This window comes from Sphingomonas fucosidasi (assembly GCF_036663855.1).
Lineage (GTDB): Bacteria > Pseudomonadota > Alphaproteobacteria > Sphingomonadales > Sphingomonadaceae > Sphingomonas > Sphingomonas faeni_B.
Genome location: NZ_JAXOJR010000013.1, coordinates 79605 through 100647, shown reverse-complemented (window position 1 = coordinate 100647; position 21043 = coordinate 79605). Strand labels below are relative to the sequence as shown.

At 66.6% G+C, this 21043-nt stretch carries 13 protein-coding genes; 12 read left to right on the top strand and 1 reads right to left on the bottom strand.

The features are described from left to right. The first annotated feature begins 197 nt into the window (after positions 1-197). On the top strand, positions 198-716 hold the full coding sequence (locus U1737_RS19040; RefSeq protein WP_332797872.1) for a general stress protein: 519 nt from the start codon (positions 198-200) through the stop codon (positions 714-716). 158 nt (positions 717-874) lie between these two features. On the opposite strand, the gene U1737_RS19035 is transcribed toward U1737_RS19040, so the two are convergent. Then, the gene (locus U1737_RS19035) at positions 875-2305 is read right to left on the bottom strand and encodes a L,D-transpeptidase family protein (RefSeq protein ID WP_332797871.1); all 1431 of its coding nucleotides are present in this window, start codon (positions 2303-2305) and stop codon (positions 875-877) included. A gap of 484 nt (positions 2306-2789) precedes the next feature. Here U1737_RS19035 and U1737_RS19030 point away from each other — a divergent pair, with 484 nt between their 5' ends. The 11 genes from U1737_RS19030 to U1737_RS18980 all read left to right on the top strand — a co-directional run bounded on the left by U1737_RS19030 (position 2790) and on the right by U1737_RS18980 (position 21035). Next, complete coding sequence (locus U1737_RS19030; protein WP_332797870.1) at positions 2790-4232, top strand: L,D-transpeptidase family protein; 1443 nt, start codon at positions 2790-2792, stop codon at positions 4230-4232. 240 nt (positions 4233-4472) lie between these two features. Next, positions 4473-6278 (top strand): DUF885 domain-containing protein, encoded by a 1806-nt coding sequence (locus U1737_RS19025; protein ID WP_248523618.1) that lies wholly within the window; start codon positions 4473-4475, stop codon positions 6276-6278. Between the two features lie 284 nt (positions 6279-6562). Next, on the top strand, positions 6563-8197 hold the full coding sequence (locus tag U1737_RS19020; protein ID WP_248523619.1) for a TldD/PmbA family protein: 1635 nt from the start codon (positions 6563-6565) through the stop codon (positions 8195-8197). A 15-nt stretch (positions 8198-8212) separates the two neighbouring features. Next, positions 8213-9547, top strand: a complete 1335-nt coding sequence (locus tag U1737_RS19015; protein ID WP_332797869.1) for a TldD/PmbA family protein — start codon at positions 8213-8215, stop codon at positions 9545-9547. Positions 9548-9620: 73 nt separating this feature from the next. Further along, complete coding sequence (locus U1737_RS19010) at positions 9621-10319, top strand: DUF4159 domain-containing protein (RefSeq protein WP_332797868.1); 699 nt, start codon at positions 9621-9623, stop codon at positions 10317-10319. Between the two features lie 34 nt (positions 10320-10353). Continuing rightward, positions 10354-11370 carry an AAA family ATPase gene (locus U1737_RS19005; protein ID WP_432715087.1) on the top strand — a complete coding sequence of 339 codons (1017 nt, stop codon included), beginning with the start codon at positions 10354-10356 and terminating at the stop codon, positions 11368-11370. After that, positions 11363-12277, top strand: a complete 915-nt coding sequence (locus tag U1737_RS19000) for a DUF58 domain-containing protein (protein ID WP_332797867.1) — start codon at positions 11363-11365, stop codon at positions 12275-12277. Before U1737_RS19005 ends, U1737_RS19000 begins: the two co-directional genes overlap by 8 nt. Further along, positions 12274-13401 (top strand): BatA domain-containing protein, encoded by a 1128-nt coding sequence (locus U1737_RS18995; protein WP_248523629.1) that lies wholly within the window; start codon positions 12274-12276, stop codon positions 13399-13401. The genes U1737_RS19000 and U1737_RS18995 overlap by 4 nt, the downstream gene beginning before the upstream one ends. Further along, the gene (locus tag U1737_RS18990; RefSeq protein ID WP_332797866.1) at positions 13398-15497 is read left to right on the top strand and encodes a DUF4175 domain-containing protein; all 2100 of its coding nucleotides are present in this window, start codon (positions 13398-13400) and stop codon (positions 15495-15497) included. The genes U1737_RS18995 and U1737_RS18990 overlap by 4 nt, the downstream gene beginning before the upstream one ends. Continuing rightward, on the top strand, positions 15494-17314 hold the full coding sequence (locus U1737_RS18985; RefSeq protein WP_332797865.1) for a carboxypeptidase regulatory-like domain-containing protein: 1821 nt from the start codon (positions 15494-15496) through the stop codon (positions 17312-17314). Before U1737_RS18990 ends, U1737_RS18985 begins: the two co-directional genes overlap by 4 nt. Positions 17315-17639: 325 nt before the next feature. Continuing rightward, positions 17640-21035 carry a M10 family metallopeptidase C-terminal domain-containing protein gene (locus tag U1737_RS18980; protein ID WP_332797864.1) on the top strand — a complete coding sequence of 1132 codons (3396 nt, stop codon included), beginning with the start codon at positions 17640-17642 and terminating at the stop codon, positions 21033-21035. Positions 21036-21043 lie beyond the last annotated feature (8 nt).

Below are 21043 nucleotides of genomic sequence, written 5' to 3'. Positions count from 1 at the left end.
TATCGGCAACATCCCGCCTGCCGAAGCCGAACACCAATATTATGCTGCCGCAGACAACATCGATATGGCGGCGTGACTCACAACCCAAGGCCTCCGGCAGACCCGGGGCGGTTCAGTAACCTAGATTATCCGGAACGATAGCATTGCGCCGCATCTTATAGGTTCATCTGCAACCCCTGTCCTCGACTGGATTGATGATGAGCACGAACCTGGTATCCGCCGTATTCGATAACCACGCCGACGCAGAGCGTGCCGTGTCCGAGCTTCGCAGCGCAGGCGTTTCCGACAGCGCCATCTCCATCGTCGCCCAACACGACGGCAAGAACACCACGACCGACGGCAACGGCGACACGCAGGAGTTCGTCGGCAAGGTTGCAGCCGGCGCGGGTATCGGCACGCTGCTCGGTATCGCTGCGCTCGCAATTCCCGGCGTCGGGCCCTTGGTGGCCGCCGGGGCAATCGCATCGGCGGCGATCCCGGCCGCGGCGGTCACCGGCGCAGCGCTTGGCGGCGCTATCGGTGGCCTGGAAAAGGTGATGACCGACCACGGCGTCAGCCGCGTCGATGCCAGCTATTACGAAGGCCGCATCAACGAGGGTGGCGTATTCGTGTCGGTCGATACCGGCGCGGCAAGCGTCAGCCCCGATGCCGCAGCGGACATCCTGTACCGCTCGGGCGGCCACAGCGCGACCCGTACGAAGGTCGCGGTCGCATAACCGCGGGTAGCTGAAATCATGCTGGCGGGAGGCACGCGCAGATGCAGCATCTCGCCAGCGGATCCGCCAGCGGTCCGATCGCTGATTTTCTCGTCACCTCGTTCACGATGCGCGATAGTCGGCGCTAATCGGGTTTCGCACTTTTACGCATGCGACCCTTAAGGACCGACGTCGGCAGCGCCGCTTTGGACGCGGAGCGCCTTGCCTGCCTTGAACCCCAGAGCCGATCCAACGCGGTCGTCCCATCCATAGGGGTCGTTTCGTATGATCGGTTCGCCCGCGTCGTCGAACAACACCGTCTGGTACAACATACGAACGGGAATCTGCCGCGGCAGCTTGACGAACGTCTCCTTGCCCGTCGCCCGCGCCTGATGCCATTGCTCCAGCACGTCCCCGTCCTTCGCCAGCATTTCGGCGAAGCCGAGCGCGTCGTCGACACGGACACAGCCGTGGCTACGCTGACGCTGCACCATGCCGAACACCGATTTGGCGGGCGTGTCGTGCAGGTAGATCGCATGGTCGTTCTGCATGTCGAACTTCACCAGGCCGAGCGAATTTTTCGGACCGGGTTGCTGCACGATCCAGCCATCTTTCCAGACCATATTATTCGCCTTGAGATACCCTGCCCCCTTCTTGGCGATCTCCTTTTTCTGGATCGAACGGGGTATCGTCCAGGTCGGGTTGGCCACCAGTCTGAAGATCGGCGAGCCCAGTTGGGGAGTCTCCGTATCCGGCTCGCCGACGATGACCTTGCGCCTGTCGAAGATATTGCCGTCTTTCCAATAGGTGAGCTGCGCCGCAGCCAGGTTGACGTCGATGCGCGTTGCCGGAGGCGTGCGTTCCAGCCACCGCAATCGCTCCATCGCGACTGCGATCGCCCGCGATCGATCGACATCCGACATGTTGAGGATGGCGAGCGCCTCGCTGCCGATGATGCCGTCGGGCTTCATCGCGTAATCCGCCTGCATCCGACGCACCGCCGCGACTATCGCCGGCTCGTATCGATCGCCCCGCACGGCATCGATATCGAGATATTCCAGGATGGCTAATTCACGCGCGATTGCCGGCAGGCGCGGGTCCGTGGCGCCAGGTTCGATCGCCTTGCCAGTGCCCAAAATGTCTGCGGTCGGTGCCCCCGGCTGTTGTCTCAGCTTGAGGTAGGCCTCCGACAACTTGCTGTAGTTGGCATCGCGTGGAGCAAGGCTGTCCAACCACCCGGTCAGGTCGCCTGCCCGCAGCGCGCCCGCCAATCCTGCCTTGAGATCGGGTTCCGGTCGCGGCACGGTATAGACTTCATAAAGCTTGGTCGGATCCGTCGCGCCGCGAGCGAGAGCAGTTGCAAAACGCAGCGCCTGCCGGGTGAAATCGACGGTCGGTCCGGAGGCTGCACCAAAATCGATATGATCGAGACCATGCGCCGCGCGTGCGTCGATGGCCTTGCGCAATTGCCCCTTAGTCGTGTCGTTCCACTGAGCGGGCATGGCCGTTGTGTCGACGGCGGACGTCGCGTTCTGGTCCGGCACGACGTTCACGCTGCACGCTGGCAGCAACAGGCCCAAGGCGAGCACTTTTCCCGATATCGAACGCACACGTTACTCCCACAAACACGGACGGCCAGCTGGCCGACCCGCCGACTTCGGCTGGACCGAGGTGTGTCGAGATGGACGCCAAACGATGACGATCCGATGAACGGTTCACTCGGTACGACAATCCGTTGCGGACGAGCGCCGCCATGGTGGCATCGAGGTGGAGCAGGTTCCTATGCACATACGGCTTCGTCGACGTAAGCATCGGTGCTGCCCGCGCTGTTTCGGTATCTCGCCGTCGCTCGACAGCGAACCCAGATGCAAACCTTGGCGCGTGAATTACAAAGGTGGTGCGTTTTGCACTGAGCCACATTGCGTGTTCGCTCGTTCATAGAAAATGCCGTTCAAGACAAAAAGCTTACGGACGCTACCCTTGCTACTCACGCTGGCGAATGCACCAGTTCACGCTCAAGACGTCCCTGCAAGTCCCGCTGCGGCAAGTCCGGCCCCTCCAAGTCGGGCAGGTCAACCGGCGGACACCGCTGTCGTGATCCCCGAACAGGAGGTCGCCAACACCAAGCTTCGGACGCTGTACGCCAAGGCAAAATGGCGGGCGTTATGGTCCGCAGATAATATCGCGGCTTTTGAGGCGGCGCTCGCTGATCGAAGCCGCCATGGCCTCGATCGCCTTTCGTTCGAGGTCGCCAATCCCGAAGATGTAGACGCGGCAAAAGCGGATGTCGCGCTTTCGCAGGCCGCGCTCGATTATGCGGACGCGCTTGCCAATGGCCGTGTCGATCCCGCGTCGCTGTACGAGGTTTATACCCTTCCCCGCCCGAAAACGGACGTCCCGGCTGGTCTCGGGGCCGCACTTGAGGCGGGAAGTTTGACCGAATGGTTTGAGTCGCTGGCACCGCAGGACGCGGAATATCGTGCGTTGTCCGACGCGTATCGCAACTTCAGCCAGGCTGCATCACGCGAAGGGGCTGCCCCGACGCTATCGGGGGGCGTCATCAGGGTCGGCGACAGGGATGAGCGGGTACCGGCCATTGTCGATCAACTGACGGAGAGCGGATATCTCGTGGCAAACGGCGCGGCCGTCGACACGGTGCAGGTGCCGCCATCCCGATACCCCACACCCCTGCTCTACACCCAGGCTGTCGCCGATGCGCTGAAGGGCTTGCAGACAGACTATGGTATCGCCGCGGATGGTGTGGTGGGTCCGGAAACGCTGAAAGTGCTGAATCTCGGCGCCGGGGATCGTGCCCGTTCGCTTGCAGTCGCGCTCGAACGGCGCCGCTGGCTGGCACGTACGTCCCCCGCGACCAGGATCGACGTCAACACCGCCGCGGCACAGCTTCGGTACTACCGCGATGGCGCGTTGAGGGACTCGCGCAAGGTCGTGGTCGGCGAGCCAGGGCATGAGACCCCGGCACTTTCATCCCCGATCTTCAGGCTCGTTGCCAATCCAACCTGGACCGTGCCGAAATCGATCCAGAACGGCGAGATGGCGAACGTCGGCGAAGACTATCTGCTGGCGCACAACATGGTTTTGAAGGACGGCTGGATCGTCCAGCAACCGGGGACCGACAATGCGCTCGGCCTCGTCAAGTTCGACATGGCGAACGACCAGGCGATCTACCTGCATGACACATCGGCGCCGGCGTTGTTCGAGCGCAGCCAACGGCACCTCAGTCATGGTTGCGTACGGGTCGAGGACGCACTGGGTTTCGCGCAGATGCTGGCGGAAGACCAAGGGGTCGTCGACGCCTGGCAAACCGCGCAGGCGACGGGCGAGACGACCTTCGTCCCGTTGCCGACGCGCATCCCGGTCCGGCTTCTCTATCACAACGTCTATGTGGGCGACGACGGCGCGGTGGCATTTCGCACCGACCCCTATGGGTGGAACGATCCGATCGCGGAACGGCTCGGCTTCTCCAAAGCCTCGGCGCGGCGTGCAGAGGCCGGGGCGATCGACGTCGGTCCATGAGTCCTGTCCTGCGACATCCTGCACCACCAGCCGGATCACCGCAGGCGACGGGTCGAAGTAGCGAAACGGACTGAGGGCTTGCGCGGACGGGAATTCGCTCGCCCTATCCGCGTCGGATTACCGGTCGGTGCATCTGGTTTGACGGGCTCGTCCCCGGGCATGCTCGACAAAACCGCTCAAGGCCTTCAAACCTTGGATGTACCGCCACTGGCGCGCGTATTTTTTCGGTCTGGAGCGTTCATGCATCGTCGCCACTTTATCACGTCCGCCGGCCTTGCCTCCGCCCTGATGGCCCTGCCAGCGATCGCGCGGGCCGCGATCGGTCGCGACGACGCGAAACTGCGCGCTTTGCTCGACAGGTTCTTTTACGCCCGGCTGGACGACAGCCCGGAACAGGCGACCTCGCTCGGTCTCGACACCGGCGCGCGGATCGGACTTAAATCAAAGCTCGGCGATGCCTCGCGCGCCGGCGAGTTGCGCCAGTTCGCGCGGGCGAAGACCGAACTGGCTGCGCTGAAGACGGTGTCGCGCGAAGCGCTGGGCGACGCGGCAAAGATCGATTACGACGTCGTCCAGTATAGCCTGGACCGCATGATCGCGGGGCAGCGCTTCGCTTACGGTGCCAGTGCGGGTCGGTACGCGCCCTATGTGCTGACCCAGTTGAGCGGCGCCTATCGCGACGTTCCCGACTTCCTGGCCAACCAGCATGCCGTGAAAAGCGCCGCCGACGCGGATGCCTATGTCGCCCGCGTGGCAGCTTTTGCCGGCGCGATCGATGCCGAAACCGAGCGCCAGCGCGAGGATGCCGGAAAGGGCGTGTTCGCGCCGGACTATATCCTCGACACCACGTTGAAACAGCTGGCGTCGGTGCGAGACAAGGCGCCCGACCTGACCGGCCCGGCGACCGACCTGGCCGCCAAGCTGAAGGCAGCCGGTTTGCCGCCCGAGCGCGGCCAGGCGGTCGCGGCACTGATGCGCGAACGGGTGTTTCCCGCGCTCGATCGGCAGCGCGCGCTGGTGACCGAATTGCGCGGCAAGGCGACGCACGACGCGGGCGTCTGGCGCCTGCCGGACGGCGACGCGTATTACGCCGCCGCGGCGAGTGCCGCGACCACGGTGGAACTGACCGGAGACGAGATCCACAAGCTGGGCCTGTCGCAGGTCGCGGAAATCGGCGCGCGCATCGACGGCATCCTGAAGACGCAGGGCCTGACGCAAGGGAGCGTCGGCGAGCGTCTGGTCGCGCTCAACAAGCGGCCCGACCAGCTCTATCCCAACACCGATGCGGGTCGCGAGGCGTTGCTAGAGCAGCTCCGTGCGCAGATCGCGGCGATGGCGAAGCGCCTGCCCGAGCAGTTCGCGGTTCTGCCCAAGGCGCCGGTCGAGGTTCGCCGCGTTCCAGAGGCGATCCAGGCCGGCGCGCCGGGTGGCTATTATCAGTCCGCCTCGCTCGACGGGTCGCGATCGGCGATCTACTTCATCAACCTGCGCGATACGTTCGACCGACCCAAGTTCGGCTTGGCGACGCTGAGCTATCACGAAGCGATTCCGGGCCATCATCTCCAGGTCATGTCGGCGCTGGAAAGCCAGGACATCCCGCTCATCCGCCGCCGCGGCTTCTATTCCGGCTATTCCGAAGGCTGGGCGCTCTACGCCGAACAGCTTGCCGACGAGATGGGCGTGTACGATGGAAACCCGCTCGGCCAGGTCGGCTATCTCCAGTCGCTGCTGTTTCGCGCCACGCGCCTGGTGGTCGATTCGGGCATGCACGCCAAGCGCTGGAGCCGGGAGAAGGCGACGGACTATTTGATCGCCACCACCGGCATCGCCCGGGGGCGCAGCCAGGGCGAGATCGACCGCTACACGGTCTGGCCGGGACAGGCCTGCAGCTACAAGATCGGTCATACCGTCTGGGTCCGCCTGCGCGATGAAGCGAAGACGAAGGCCGGCGCCGATTGGGACCCGAAGCAGTTCCACCGCGTGCTGACGATGGGCGCGATGCCGCTGACGGTCCTGGAGAAGGTCGCGCGCGAGCGGATGGGTTAGCGGGCGAGGATCGGGCCTGATTGGATCAAGGATCGGGAGCACCGACAAAGCGTCAAGGGACAGTCTTTTTGCAAACGCGCTACCGTCGCGGACGGGGTGTTTTCGGCCGAGCAGGATCGCCACGCCGACTGTAGCAGTTCGGTAAAACACCGTGTTGACGGATGGCGAAACGCGCGCGATGATCCACTCGTCGGACAGGTTACGATCGAAACGCGATCGTCGTCACCGGGATAAGGGACAATGCCACGCAGAGGACACTCGCGGGCAATATTGGGGGAACGGCGTTGCATAGACGGGATTTCCTAGCCGCAAGTGGCTTGGCATTGGGCGGCGGCGTGCTGCCGGGCTTTCTCGGGCGCGCGATCGCTGCCGAGGAGCTGGTCTCCACTATCGACGTCGCCGTGAAGAAGCGCCTCGCCGATGCCGCGCTGAATGCCGCCAAGAGCGCCGGGGCGAGCTATTGCGACGTTCGCGTCGGCCGGTACCTTCGCCAGTTCGTCATCACCCGTGAAAAGAACGTCGAGAACGTCGTCAGCACCGAATCGACGGGGGTCGGCGTCCGCGTCATCGCCAACGGTGCCTGGGGCTTCTCCGCCACCAACGAGATGACCGTCGATGCGGTCGCCAACGCCGCCAAGCTCGCCACCGCGATCGCCAAGGCCAACGCCAAGTCGCAGACCGCACCGGTCCAGCTGGCGCCGACGCCCGGCGTCGGCGAGGTGTCGTGGCGCACCCCCGTCAAGAAGAACGCGATGGCGGTGCCGCTGAAGGAGAAGGTCGACCTGCTGCTCGGCGTCAATGCCGCTGCAACGGACGCAGGCGCGAGCTTCGTCAATTCGATCCTGTTCCTGGTCAACGAGCAGAAATATTTCGCCTCGACCGACGGATCGTACATCGACCAGGACGTCCATCGCATCTGGGCGCCGCTGACCGTCACCGCGATCGACAAGGCGACCGGCAAGTTCCGCACCCGCGAAGGCCTGTCCGCTCCGATGGGGATGGGGTTCGAGTATCTCGACGGTGCCGCCTCGGGCAAGTTCGTGTCGCCCAACGGAGTCGTGAACTACGGCCTGTCCTACGACATGAAGGAAGACGCGATCGCCGCCGCCAAGCAGGCGCAGGCCAAGCTGAAGGCACCGACCGTCAAGCCCGGCAAATACGACCTGGTCCTCGATCCTTCGCACACGTGGCTGACGATCCATGAATCGGTCGGCCACCCGCTCGAGCTCGACCGCGTGCTCGGCTACGAAGCCAACTATGCGGGCACCTCGTTCGTGACGCTCGACAAGGTCAAACAGCGCTACCAATATGGCAGCCCCGAGGTCTCGATCGTCGCCGACAAGACGCAATATGGCAGCCTCGGCGCGGTCGGTTTCGACGACGAGGGCGTGAAGACCAAGAAATGGGATCTGATCCGCGACGGCAAGCTCGTCGACCTGGAGGCGATCCGCGATCAGGCGCACATCCTCGGCAAGTCCGCCTCGGACGGGTGCTGCTATGCCGACAACTGGGCCAGCGTGCAGTTCCAGCGCATGCCCAACGTCAGCCTTGAAGCCGGCAAGAAGAAGCAAAGCGTCGCCGACATGATCGGCGGTGTCGAGAACGGCATCTACATCATCGGCGACGGCAGCTTCTCGATCGACCAGCAGCGCTACAACGCGCAGTTCGGCGGGCAGCTGTTCTACGAGATCAAGAACGGCAAGATCACGCAGCAGATCGAGGACGTCGCCTACCAGATCCGCACCCCGGAATTCTGGAACGCGTGCGTCGGCGTGTGCGACGCCAGCGACTACCGGATGGGTGGCTCGTTCTTCGACGGCAAGGGCCAGCCGAGCCAGGTGTCGACGGTGAGCCACGGCTCCTCGACCGCGCGCTTCAACGGCATCAACGTCATCAACACCGCCCGCTCGCTCGGCTGATAGGAGATACAGGTCATGAGCATCCTCACCGAAGAGCAGGCGCGCGCCATCCTCACCAAGGTCGTCGCGCTGTCGAAGGCCGACGAATGCACCGCGCAGCTGACGGGTTCGATCGACGGCAACATCCGGTTTGCGCTGAACAACATCTCGACCAGCGGCGTGATCACCAATTCGGATCTCGCCGTGCAGGTCGCGTTCGGCAAGCGCGTCGGCACCGCGACGATCAACCAGTTCGACGACGCCTCGCTCGAACGCGCCGTACGCCGCGCCGAAGACCTCGCCCGGCTCGCGCCCGAGAACCCCGAGTTCGTGCCCGCCGTCGCCAAGCAGGTCTACAAGCCGTCGCCGACGTTCAGCGCCGCGACCGCCGCGATCGATCCGGAATATCGCGCGAAGGTGGCCGGCGATTCGATCACCGCGTGCAAGGCCGAGAAACTGATTGCCGCCGGCTTCCTGCAGGACGGCCAGAGCTATGTCGCGTTCGCCAATTCCAAGGGCAATTTCGGCTACCAGCGCGCGTCGTCGATGGATTACACGTGCACGGTCCGCTCCGAGGATGGTCGCGGCTCGGGCTGGGTCGGCCGCAGCCTGCAGGACTCGTCCGCGTTCAGCGCCTCCACCGATATCCGCACCGGCATCCGCAAGGCCTCGGCTTCAGTCGACGCGCGCGCGCTGGAACCTGGCAAATACACCGTCATCCTCGAACCCGCGGCAGCGGCGGGGCTCATCAGCTTCATGATGAACTTCTTCGATGCACGCCAGGCGGACGAAGGGCGCAGCTTCCTGTCGAAGAAGGGCGGCGGCAACAAGGTCGGTGAGCAGGTCTATGATCCGCGCGTCAACTTCACCGCCGACCCCTGGGCACCCGGCGCCGCGGTGCTGCCGTGGGACGACGAGGGTCTCCCGCGCGAGGCGATGCCGATCATCAAGGACGGCAAGATCGTCAACCTCAACTATTCGCGCTACTGGGCACAGAAGCAGGGCAAGCGCGCAGTCGGATCGCCGGGCAATCTGCTGATGGCGGGCGGCACCAAGTCGACCGCCGATCTGATCCGCGGCACCGAGCGCGGGATTCTGGTGTCGCGCACTTGGTATATCCGCATGGTCGATCCGCAGACGGTGCTGCTGACCGGCCTGACGCGCGACGGGACGTTCTACATCGAGAATGGCGAGATCAAATATCCGGTGAAGAACTTCCGCTTCAACGAGAGCCCGGTGATCATGCTCAACAACATCGACGAGCTCGGCAAACCGGTTCGCGTGGCGGGCGACGAGAGTTCGCTGGTGATGATGATCCCGCCGATGAAACTACGCGACTTCACCTTCACCTCGCTGTCGGACGCGGTTTGATCCTACCCGGCCCTCGACTGCACCACTCCGGCAACGGCCGGGGTGGTGGCGTGATACGGCCGGACCGCGCGGCATGATGACGCGCCAGGACTTCCTCAGCCTGATGGGTGCGGGCCTTGCCAGCGCGGTGCTCCCGCGCGCAGCGACCGCCGCCGGCGCCTATGATTTCTGGTTCACGCGCCTCCGCTATCAATCGGGCGACTGGGATGTCGACCAGCGGATGCCGTCCAACATCATCACCTCGCTGATCGATTACACAAACCTGCGCGTCGACCCGAAGGAACGGGTCGTCGCGCTCGCGGACCCGAAAATGCTGACCGCGCCATTCTGCTACATGGCCGGACACAAGCTGGTCGATTTTTCGGCCGACGAACGGCGCAACTTCGAACGCTATGTCCGCAGCGGCGGCTTCGTGCTGGTCGACGATTGCAATCACGATATCGACGGCCTGTTCGCGCAGTCCTTCGAACGCCAGATGACCAAGATCTTCGGTCCCCGCGCGCTGCAGAAGCTGCCGCCGAAGCATCCGATCTACACGAGCTTCTTCAAATTCACCGGCCCGCCGGCGACGACGTTCGAGCTGAACGGCTGGGGGGACGACCTCGTCCATGATTATCTCAAGGGCATCACCATCGATGGCCGGCTCGGCCTGCTCTACAGCAACAAGGATTACGGGTGCGAATGGGATTACGACTGGCGCAACAAGCGCTTTCTCGCGCAGGACAACACCAAGTTCGGCGTCAACATCGTCATGTATGCGCTGACCGTCTGACACCGACCTGCTCGAGTATGCCCCGATGACCGATATGACCCGCACCGACATGGCTCCAACCGACATCACCGAGACCGAGATCGCCGCGCAACTGGCCAAGCTCGACGATCTTCGCGCTGCGATCGGCCAGGCGATTGTCGGTCAGGAGGCGGTGGTCGAACAATTGCTGATCGCGCTGATCGCCGGCGGGCACTGTTTGATGGAAGGCGTTCCCGGTCTCGGCAAGACGCTGCTGGTGCGGTCGCTCGGCGAGGCGCTGGAACTCGATTTCCGCCGCGTCCAGTTCACGCCCGACCTGATGCCGAGCGACATTCTCGGCACCGAATTGCTCGAAGAGGATCACGGCACCGGCAAGCGCCATTTTCGCTTCCAGCAGGGGCCGATCTTCACCAATTTGCTGCTCGCCGACGAACTCAACCGCACGCCGCCAAAGACGCAGGCCGCGCTGCTGGAGGCGATGCAGGAGCGCACCGTCAGCTATGGCGGCACCACCTACACGCTGCCCGATCCGTTCTTCGTGCTGGCGACGCAGAACCCGATCGAGCAGGCCGGCACCTATCCGCTGCCCGAGGCGCAGCTCGACCGGTTCCTGCTTCACGTCCGCGTCGACTATCCGACCGAGGCGGAGGAGCGCGCGATCATCGCGCAGACCACCGGCAGCCGCACCGCCAAGGTGCCGCGCGTGCTCGGCGCGCAGGACGTGCTGGTGCTGCGCCGCTGGGTGCGCGACGTGCATCTGAGCGAAGACCTGCTCGACTGGATCACGCGGATCGTCCGTGCGAGCCGGCCGGGCGAGGGCATGCCGGACGCGATCCGCACTTATGTCCGCTGGGGTGCGGGGCCGCGCGCCGGCCAGTCGCTGGTGCTCGCCGCCAAGGCGCGTGCGCTGCTCCAGGGGCGGCTGGCCGCAACCCGCGACGACATCCTGGCGCTCGCCGCACCGGTGTTGCGCCACCGCCTGATCCTGTCGTTCGCCGCCGAGGCCGAGGGTGTCAGCCCGGACCAGGTCGTTGCCCGGCTCGTTGGCGCGGTGAGAGGACCGGGTGCCTGAAACGCTGATACCGCCCGTCCTCATACCGGCCGACGTCCGGCACAGGTTGAAAGGGCTGTCGTTGGTCGCCCGCCGTGCGGTGGGGGATCGCGGCATCGGTCTGCATGCCAGCCACAGCCGCGGCACCGGCCTCGAATTCGCACAATACCGACCCTATGAATTCGGCGACGAACCGCGCCAGATCGACTGGAAACTCTACGCGCGGTCGGACCGGTTCTTCGTCCGCGAGGCCGAGCGGGAAAGCCCCGTCGCACTATGGATCCTGCTCGATGCTAGCGCGTCGATGGCGCAATCCGACACGCGCCGCGCCAGTTTCTCGCGACTCGATGCGGGCAAGAGCCTGACCGCAGCGCTGGCCGAACTGGCGTTGGCGCAAGGCGACCGGTTCGCGTTCGCCGCGTTACGCGATACGGGTCTCGCCTTGACCCGCCCGGCGAGTGGCACGCGACACCGCGACCGCCTCCACCTCGACCTCCACGGATTGGCGGCGAGCGGCGGCTTTCCCGAAGAACCCGCGTTGGCGCCGCTGTGGGAACGCATCGGGCAGCGCGATCTGGTCGTCATCCTGTCGGACTGGTTCGATCCTGCCTGCCTCGATCTCGCACGTCGCCTGTCGGCGGCGGGGCGCGAAGTGATCGGGATCCAGATCCTGACCGTCGGCGAGCGCGATTTCGACTATGACGGCGGCTACCGGTTTCGCGACCCCGAGACGGGCGAGGAATTGCTCGGCGACGGTGCCGCCCTGCGTACCGACTATCTCGACCGCTTCGGCGCAGCCCAGGCGGGACTCCACGCCGCGCTCGATGCGGCCGGCGTCCGCCACGCCGAGCTCGTCCTGGACCAGCCGCTCGACACGCCGTTGCAGCGGTTGTTCGGCCGCACCGGCAACCGGGCGGGCGGGGAATGACACCGACGCTGCTGCTGCCGCTTGGCCTCGCCGCGCTCGGTGCGGTCCTGCTCCCGCTGGTCCTCCACTTGGCGCGCCGGACGGAGCAACGCCCGACTGACTTTGCCGCGCTGCGCTGGCTGCGTCAGAAACCACGGCCGCGCCACCGGCCGAAGTTCGACGAACTGCCGTTGTTGGCGGTCCGCATCCTGTTGCTCGTGCTGCTGGCAGTCTTTCTCGCCAGACCGGCGCTCCTGAACACGCAGGATGCGACGCCCGTAGTTGCAGTCGCCCCGGGCATCGCGCCGGCGACCGTGGCCCGCGACGCGAAGGCGCGCGCGATATGGCTCGCACCCGGCTTCCCCGCGATCGACACACCCGCTCCGCAAGGCGCGGCTCCGATCGGCAGCCTGATCCGCCAACTCGACACCCAGACCGCGGCGGCGGCGCCGCTTACCGTCGTCGTCCCCACGACGCTCGACGGCGCGGATGCCGAACGTCCGCGCGTGTCGCATCGGGTCCGCTGGCAGGTCGTGCCCGGCGCGATGGCAGCGAGCAGACCCGTGCCGTCACCGCTTCGCGTCGCCCTGCGCACCGATACCGCGCATACGACAGGCGCCCGCTACATCCGGGCGGCAACCGGTGCGCTCGATCTCGCCATCGACGTCGGCGATCTTGGGCGCGCGCTTCCGCCGAGGACAACGGCGCTGATCTGGCTGGCACGCGGTCCCCTGCCCGCCACCGTCGAGCGCTGGATCGCGCAAGGCGGCACCGCACTCGTCGGCAGCGATACGGTGATCGCGGCAGCCCCCACCGTCCCCGCATGGCAGGACGAAACCGGCGCGCCGCTGGTCGAAGCGCGGGCGCAGGGCAAGGGCCACGTCCTGCGACTGCTGCGATCGCTCGACCCGATCGCGATGCCCGCGCTGATAGAGCCCGACTTCCCGAAGACCCTCGCGCACTTGCTCGCGCCTGCGCCACCACCAGCGCGCGTCGCGGCGAGTGCGTACCGGCCACTGCCCGGCGGGATGCCCCCGGCAAGCCAGTCGCGCGATCTGCGACCCTGGTTCGCACTCGCCATCGCCGCCGCGTGGCTGGTCGAGCGCTGGCTCGCGACCCGCGCGAGGCGGGCGATCGCACCATGAGCGTCGAGACGCCGGTGACCGAGTGGGCCAAGCCCGCACGGACGCGATCGATCCGCGACGACCTGCTGCTCGGCACGCCGATCGTGCTCGTCATCGCGGCATTGGGTTGGCGCCTGGCCGGCCCGGCGACGAGCGTCGGGTTGGCGTTGCTCGGCGCCATCGCGATCGTCCTGATCGCCCGTAGCCGCGCGCGCCGCTACGACCGCCGCTGGCTGATCGCCGCGATCGATGCCGCGCGACGCGACGCCGAGGACAGTAGCGACCTGCTCTTCGCCGATCCGGCCGCGCTGACGTCGTTTCAACGCCTGCAACGCGCCCGGGTAGCGGCGAGGCTGGCCGCCGAACCTGCGCCCGACCTGTATCGCGCCCGATCGCACCGAATGGCGATCGCGCTGTGGATCGTCGCAGCCGCCGCGATCGCCGCGATCGCGCTCTGGCCCGACCGAAACACGCCCGGCGGTCCGCTGTCGCCGGCCAATGAGGGCGCGGCGAGACCCGGCATTCCCGCGCTGAGGGCACAGCGCCTGACGATCGTCCCGCCCGCCTATACCGGCCTTCCCGCGCACGCGCTCGGCACGCTCGACGCGCGCGTACCGGCGGGGTCGCGGCTCGAATGGACGCTCGCGTTCACGCCCGATCCGGTTGCTGCGTCGCTCGTCGTCCTCGACGGGACACGGACCCCGCTCACACGGTCCAGCGCGACATGGACAGCCACCCGCATCGCGGACCGGGCGTTCCTCTACCGCGTGGTCGCGCAGGGTGGCCAACCCGTACCGCCGCTCCACCGCATCGACATGGTCGTCGACCAGCCGCCGCGCATCCGCCTCGTCTCGCCCGCCGAGACGCTCGTCCAGATGTCGCCAGGTCAGCGCAGCTGGTCGCTGACATTCGAGGCATCGGACGATTACGGCGTGCAACCGGTCGCGTCGCTCCGCATCGTCGTTGCGCAGGGCGAGGGCGAGAATGTCCGCTTCAGCGAGCGCATCGTGCCGGTTCGTGCCACCGGCGACCCGCGCCGCCGCATCTTCGCCACGACCATCGCGCTTGGCGGAGCCGGCTTCACCGAACCCGGCGATCTGGTTGCACAGCTCACCGTCGCCGACGCCCGCATGCCTTCGCCGCACCGCGTCGTCGGCCCCGGCGTGATCCTCCGCCGTCCGCCCGCCAGCGGTGCCGAGAGTGGGCTCGAAGCGATGACCCGCCGCACGATGCCGGCCTATTTCAGCAGCCAACGACAAGTCATCATCGATGCCGAGGCGTTGCTCGCCGAGCGTCCACGCCCAGCGCCCGACCGCTTCCTCGCGCGCTCGAACACGATCGCCGACGACCAGCGCCTGTTACGCATGCGCTATGGCCAGTTCATGGGCGAGGAGGTCGGCGGTGGCGCGACCGCCGCGATGCCCACCAGCGACGCGGAAGACGGCACTGCCCCGACCGCAGACCAGCATGCGGGCGAGCCCCCCACGGCAGCGCCGCAGTTCGGCCAGGACAGCGCGATCGTCGAAACCTACGGCCACACGCATGACGAATCCGAAGCTGCGACGCTGCTCGATCCCGGTACGCGGGCGACGTTGCGACAAGCGCTCGACAACATGCGCCAGTCCGAGACCGCGCTCCGCCTCAGCGAACCCAGACGTGCGCTGCCGTTCGCGTACAAGGCGCTGCGCTTCATCAAGCAGGTCCAGCAGGCGACCCGTATCTTCCTCGCACGCACCGGATCGCAGCTGCCCCCGGTCGATCTCGCGCGCAGGCTGACGGGAGACCGCGCCGACATGGCCGCGCGCGGGCTCGCGTCGACCGCGGCGGCCCCGGTCGACGCGACGGCCTCCGCGATCTGGGCCGCACTCGACGCGCGCAACGACGCGGGGGGGCTCGACGCGTTGGCGCGCTGGCTCCGCGCCAACCAAGCGCGCGTGCCCGATCCGCTCGCGCTGGCCGCCGCGATCGATACGCTGCGTCGCGATCCGGCCTGCGCCGCCTGTCGCGAGAAACTGCGCGGCACGTTGTGGAGCGCGCTGCCGAGGCCCGCGCCCGGCCTCGCCCGTCGCCCGGCCGGCGACGCGGTCGGCCGCCGGTATCTGGAGGCGCTGCCATGACCGTCGCACAGTGCGTTGCCGCCATCCTGACGCTCGCGGTCGTGCTTGGCTGGGTACGACTTTTTCTGTGGCAACGCCGTGCCCCGACAACGTCACGCGCACGACGCTGGCGACTGGCTGCGTTGCTGGCGCTGCAACCGATCGCTGGGGTGTTGCTCTACTATACGCTGTTCCCCCCCGCGATGGCCGGCAAGACGACCGGCACGCTCGTCATAGCGACGGCCAAGGCGCCCCGTCTCATCGCGACCGGAGCGGACGATCGGCTGATCGCATTGCCCGAGGCATCTGGCGTGGCGGGTGCCGAGCAGCTGCCCGATCTCGGGACCGCGCTCCGGCGATATCCCGAGGTCGGCGTGTTGCGGATCGTCGGTTCCGGCCTTGAACCGCGCGATCGGCAAGAGACCGCGGGACGCATGCTGCGCTTCGAACCGACAGGCGAGCCACGCGGCCTGATCGCGCTGCGACCGCCCGCATCGGTCGCGGCCGGCGCACGGTTCGCGGTGACGGGCCGCGCCGGAGCGCTAGGCGGCGGGACGGCCGAGCTGCTCGATCCGGCATCGCGGATCGTCGACACGCAACCGATCGGGCCAAGCGGCGAGATCGCGCTTTCCGGTACCGTACGGGCTGCGGGAACGGCGCTCTTCACCCTGCGTCTGCGCGACCCGTCCCGCACGCTGGTCGAGGAGGCCGCGGTCCCGGTCTGGATCGCCGCGTCGCCGCGATCGCGCGTGCTGATCCTGGCCGGCGCGCCGGGCCCGGAAGTGAAATATCTCCGCCGCTGGGCGACCGATGCGGCGCTGGCGCCACAGGTCCGGGTTGGCGTGGGTGGTGGCGCCTCGCTCGCCGACACGCCGCCCGACCTGTCGATAGCGGCGCTCGCGAAGATCGATGCGATGATCCTCGACGATCGCGCCTGGGACGGGCTCGGCGCAGGCGGGCGGCAGGCGGTCGCGGCGGCAGTACGGGGCGGCATGGGGCTGATCGTGCGGATAACCGGGCCGGTACCACGCGGCTGGCAGGTTCTCGGGCTGACCGCACGCGGTACGGCCGACGTTGCGCCGGTGACGTTGCGTGCCAGCGCGCCCAATGACGAAGCGCTCGCCGCCCGCCGCGGTCCGGGGACGCAGGACGCCCCCGCCTCGATGGCCGGCGCGCGCGACACGGTGCCGGTGCTCACGCGACAGGCGGTGACGATCGTGGGCGGCACACCGGTCCTTCGCGACATCGGCGGCACGGTCGTCGCGGCATCGCGCGCGAGCGGACGCGGAAAGGTCGCGCTGATCAGCCTCCAGGACAGCTTCGCGCTGGTCACGAGCGGTCACGGCGACCTCCAGGCCGAACTCTGGAGCGACCTCGCCTCCAACGTCGCGCGTCGCCAGACCGGTCCGGTGGCGCAGATCGAAACGCCCGCGGTCGCGGGCCAGCGCACGACGATCTGCGGCACAGGCTCGATCGTCGTTACCGATCCCCAGGGCGTCGCAGGCCGGGCACTGGTCGATCCCGCGACCGGCGCGGCCGGATGCGCGGGCTATTGGCCGACCATTGCGGGCTGGCATCGCGTCTCAGGCACGGCGGCACGCCCCTTCTACGTCTATCCCGCCGACGCGGTGCCCGGCGTCCGCGCGATCGATCGACGCGACGCGACACTGCGCCTGGCTGGCGACGACAGTGGTGCGCGCGTGAGGAACGCCGCGGACAGCCGCGGACCATCCTGGCCGTCGTTCATCGGCTGGCTCATCGTCGCCGGGTTGCTCTGGTGGCTCGAACGCGCGCGGATCGGCCGAGCTGACATGCAGCCATCGAGACACAGCCGGTAGCGTGATGTGCGATGTGACCCACTCGCGGACGCTCCCAGCGCGTTCGCTGCTCGTCAGCTTCGGTCACTCGTTCATGGCGCTCGCATTGCTTTACCCCCGGCATCGTCCCGACGACGACCGTTCCTCCAATTCGGCCTTCGCGAAAAGCCCGCCATGGCTACCGGTATCGTCACAGCCATCCCGTGCCGCGTTGATACAAGTCGGCTGCAAACCCGGCATCTAAGCTGTTCGAAGGGGCGGTTATATTCGCTACGGAGCGGCCGTGCTTCGTGAAAGGGCAGCCTTAGCGCCCTCATGAAGCCCAGGGCGGAAACGGGGACGAATGATGGCGAACGCAACACCGGTAATGCTTGACGGCAACCTGAACGAATGGGCCGCCGGTGACCGGATCGACCGCGGCCTTGGCGACGGGTACGCGATCTATGCGCGCAGCGACGGCGCCGACTTCGCGTTCGCGATGACCGCCCCCACCGCGATCGGCGCGAACACCACCGCGTGGCTCAACACCGATCGCAACGCGACCACCGGCTACCAGGTGTTCGGGTTTGCGGGGGGCGCGGAATACAACGTGAACTTCGCCGCCGACGGTACCGTCTCGCTGTACAGCGGTGCGGCGGGGGAGACGCTGATCGCCAGCGGCCTGCAGGCGGCGTGGTCGGCGGATCGCACCATTGTCGAGTTCAAGGTGCCCAAGGCGGCGATCGGCAATCCGCAGGCTATCGACACGATCTACGACGTCAACGACACCGCGTTCCTGCCGGGCAATTACTCGGCCCCCGCCTTCACCGTCTTCAACGACACCGGCGTGGTCGCCGACCCCGCGCAGCGGATCGCGCTCGTCTGGTCCGATTCGACCGCCAACGCCTATTTCAGCAAGACCGCCTATTCGCAGCTGTTCATGGCCGCGCAGAGCCAGGCGATGCAGGCCGGCGTGCCGTTCGATATCCTGACCGAGGGCGACCTGACCAATCTGGCGACGCTCGCGAAATACGACACGATCGTCTTCCCGTCGTTCCGCAACGTCGAGGCCGGCAAGGCCGACCTGATCGCACAGACGCTGGAGCAGGCGACCAAGCAGTTCGGCATCGGCCTGGTCGCAGCCGGCGAGTTCATGACCAACGGTGCCGACAATGCGGCGCTCGCGGGCGATTCCTACTCGCGGATGAAGCTGTTGTTCGACGCGACGCGCGTGACCGGCGGCTTCCCCGCCGACGTCACCGTCAAGGCGAGCGACGCATCGAACCTCGTGCTCGACGGCTACACCGACGGCCAGGTCATCCGGCAATATACCGGCATCGGCTGGAATGCGTTCACCAGCGTCAGCGGCACCGGCACGACGATCGCGACCGAAACCGTCAACGGCCAGACCTATGCCGCCGCGATCGCGACGCAGACCGGCGGGCGCAACGTGCTGTTCTCGAGCGAAGCGGTGATGGCCGACGACAATCTGCTGCAGAAGGCGATCGATTATTCAGTGCACGGCAACGGCCTGTCGGTCGGGTTGCAGATGACCCGCCAGACCGGGCTGTTCGCGTCGCGCGTCGACATGGACCAGAGCCAGCAGACCGACGAGGTCAATCCGGCCGGCACCGCGCCCGGCATCTACGACAAGCTGATGCCGATCCTGACCGAATGGAAGACCAACTATAATTTCGTCGGCAGCTATTACGTCAACATCGGCAACGATGCGGCGAACGGCCAGGCGACCGACTGGGCGGTCTCGCTGCCGGTCTACAAGGCGCTGCTCGATGCCGGCAACGAAGTCGGCTCGCACAGCTACACGCACCCCGAGGACACCAACCTGCTGACCGACGCGCAGATCGCGTTCGAGTTCGGCCAGTCGCGGGCGGAACTCGAAAAGCAGCTGAGCGCGTATCTCGGCAAGACCGTGACGGTCGGCGGCGCTGCGGTACCAGGCGCACCCGAGCAGATCGCGACGAGCCAGGAAATCCTGAAATACGTGACGTATCTCAGCGGCGGCTATTCGGGCGTCGGCGCAGGGTATCCCAACGCACTCGGCTATATGACGCCGCAGAACGCCACCGACGACAAGGTGTATATCGCGCCGAACACGTCGTTCGACTTCTCGCTGATCGAGTTCCAGAAGAAGACCGTCGCCGAGGCGAGCGCGATCTGGGCGAAGGAATTCGGCGCGCTGACCGCCAATGCCGACGCGCCCGTGATCGTGTGGCCGTGGCACGACTACGGCCCGACGATGTGGGCCGCCGACGGCGCGACCAGCCTGTATACCAAGCAGATGTTCACGACCTTCATCGCGCAGGCCGCCGCCGCCGGCGTCGAGTTCGTGACGCTCGCCGATCTGGCGGGCCGGGTCAGCGCGTTCCAGAACGCGACGATCACGTCCAGCGTGGTCGGCAACACGATCACCGCCACGGTCGGCGCGACCACCGGCACCTTCTCGCTCGACGTCGATGGCCAGAGCAGCGGCCAGGTGATCAAGGGTGTCGCCAACTGGTACGCCTATGACGCAGACACGGTGTTCCTGCCCAAGGCGGGCGGCACCTATGCGATCACGATGGGCGCGGTCGCCGACGACGTGACGCACATCACCGCGCTACCGATGCGCGCGACGCTGACGACGCTGAGCGGCGATGGCCGCGACCTGGCGTTCACGGTCGAGGGCGAAGGCAAGGTCACCGTCGATCTCAAGGCACCGGGTACCGACTGGACGACGCTGAGCGGCGGCACGATCGCCAGCCAGATCGGTGAAATCCTGACGATCGATCTCGGCGCGATCGGTGTGCACGACGTCAAGATCGGCCACCAGGCCAACGTCGATCCGGTGCTGACCTCGTTCGGCGGCGGCACGACCGGCGCGCTGACGATCGCCGAGAACGGGACCGCGCTGACCACGATCACCGCGACCGACGCGAACATCGTCTGGGGCGATTCGATCAAATATTCGATCGGTGCGGGCAGCGACGGCGCCAATTTCTCGATCGACGCGACCACCGGCGTGTTCAAGTTCGTCACCGCACCCGATTACGAGACGCCGACCGACGCCAACCGCGACAATATCTACGGCGTCACCGTGGTCGCGACCGACGCGCGCGGCGCGATCGACACGCAGACGCTGACGATCGGCGTCACCGACGTGATCGGCATCACCAAGACGGGCACGATGTTCTCCGAGACGATCAACGGCACGGGCGAGCAGGACGTGCTCGACGGCGGCTGGGGCAACGACGTGCTCAACGGGCTCGGCGGCAACGACAAGCTGACCGGCGGGCTTGGCAACGACACGCTCAACGGCGGTGCGGGTAACGACACGTTGATCGGTGGCAACGGCAAGGACGTGCTCAATGGCGGGGACGGCAACGACATCCTGGTCGGCGGCGACGACATGGACACTATGACCGGCGGCGCCGGCGCGGACATCTTCCGCTTCGAGGTGAAGGGCGACAGCCTGGCGTCGTCGTCGCGCGACGTCATCACCGACTTCATCGTCGGGCAGGACAAGATCGACCTGTCGATGATCGATGCGAACAGTTCGCTGTTCGCACGCGGCGATCAGGCGTTCAGCTTCATCGGCACGACCGGAAAGTTCACCGCACCGGGGCAGCTACGCTACAGCTACCAGATGATCGGCGGGAAGGAATTCACGGTCGTCGAGGGCAACACCGACAGCGGTTCGGGTGCCGATTTCTCGATCGCACTGACCGGCCATCATGTCCTGAGTGCGAACGATTTCTTCATGTAGTCCGCGGC

Excerpts from the sequence above, each read along its gene's own strand:
- U1737_RS18990 (WP_332797866.1), top strand. The coding sequence starts at position 13,398 with ATGAGCGTCGAGACGCCGGTGACCGAGTGGGCCAAGCCCGCACGGACG.
- U1737_RS18980 (WP_332797864.1), top strand. The coding sequence starts at position 17,640 with ATGGCGAACGCAACACCGGTAATGCTTGACGGCAACCTGAACGAATGG.
- U1737_RS19025 (WP_248523618.1), top strand. The coding sequence starts at position 4,473 with ATGCATCGTCGCCACTTTATCACGTCCGCCGGCCTTGCCTCCGCCCTG.
- U1737_RS18985 (WP_332797865.1), top strand. The coding sequence starts at position 15,494 with ATGACCGTCGCACAGTGCGTTGCCGCCATCCTGACGCTCGCGGTCGTG.
- U1737_RS19015 (WP_332797869.1), top strand. The coding sequence starts at position 8,213 with ATGAGCATCCTCACCGAAGAGCAGGCGCGCGCCATCCTCACCAAGGTC.
- U1737_RS19040 (WP_332797872.1), top strand. The coding sequence starts at position 198 with ATGAGCACGAACCTGGTATCCGCCGTATTCGATAACCACGCCGACGCA.
- U1737_RS19005 (WP_432715087.1), top strand. The coding sequence starts at position 10,354 with ATGACCCGCACCGACATGGCTCCAACCGACATCACCGAGACCGAGATC.
- U1737_RS18995 (WP_248523629.1), top strand. The coding sequence starts at position 12,274 with ATGACACCGACGCTGCTGCTGCCGCTTGGCCTCGCCGCGCTCGGTGCG.
- U1737_RS19010 (WP_332797868.1), top strand. The coding sequence starts at position 9,621 with ATGATGACGCGCCAGGACTTCCTCAGCCTGATGGGTGCGGGCCTTGCC.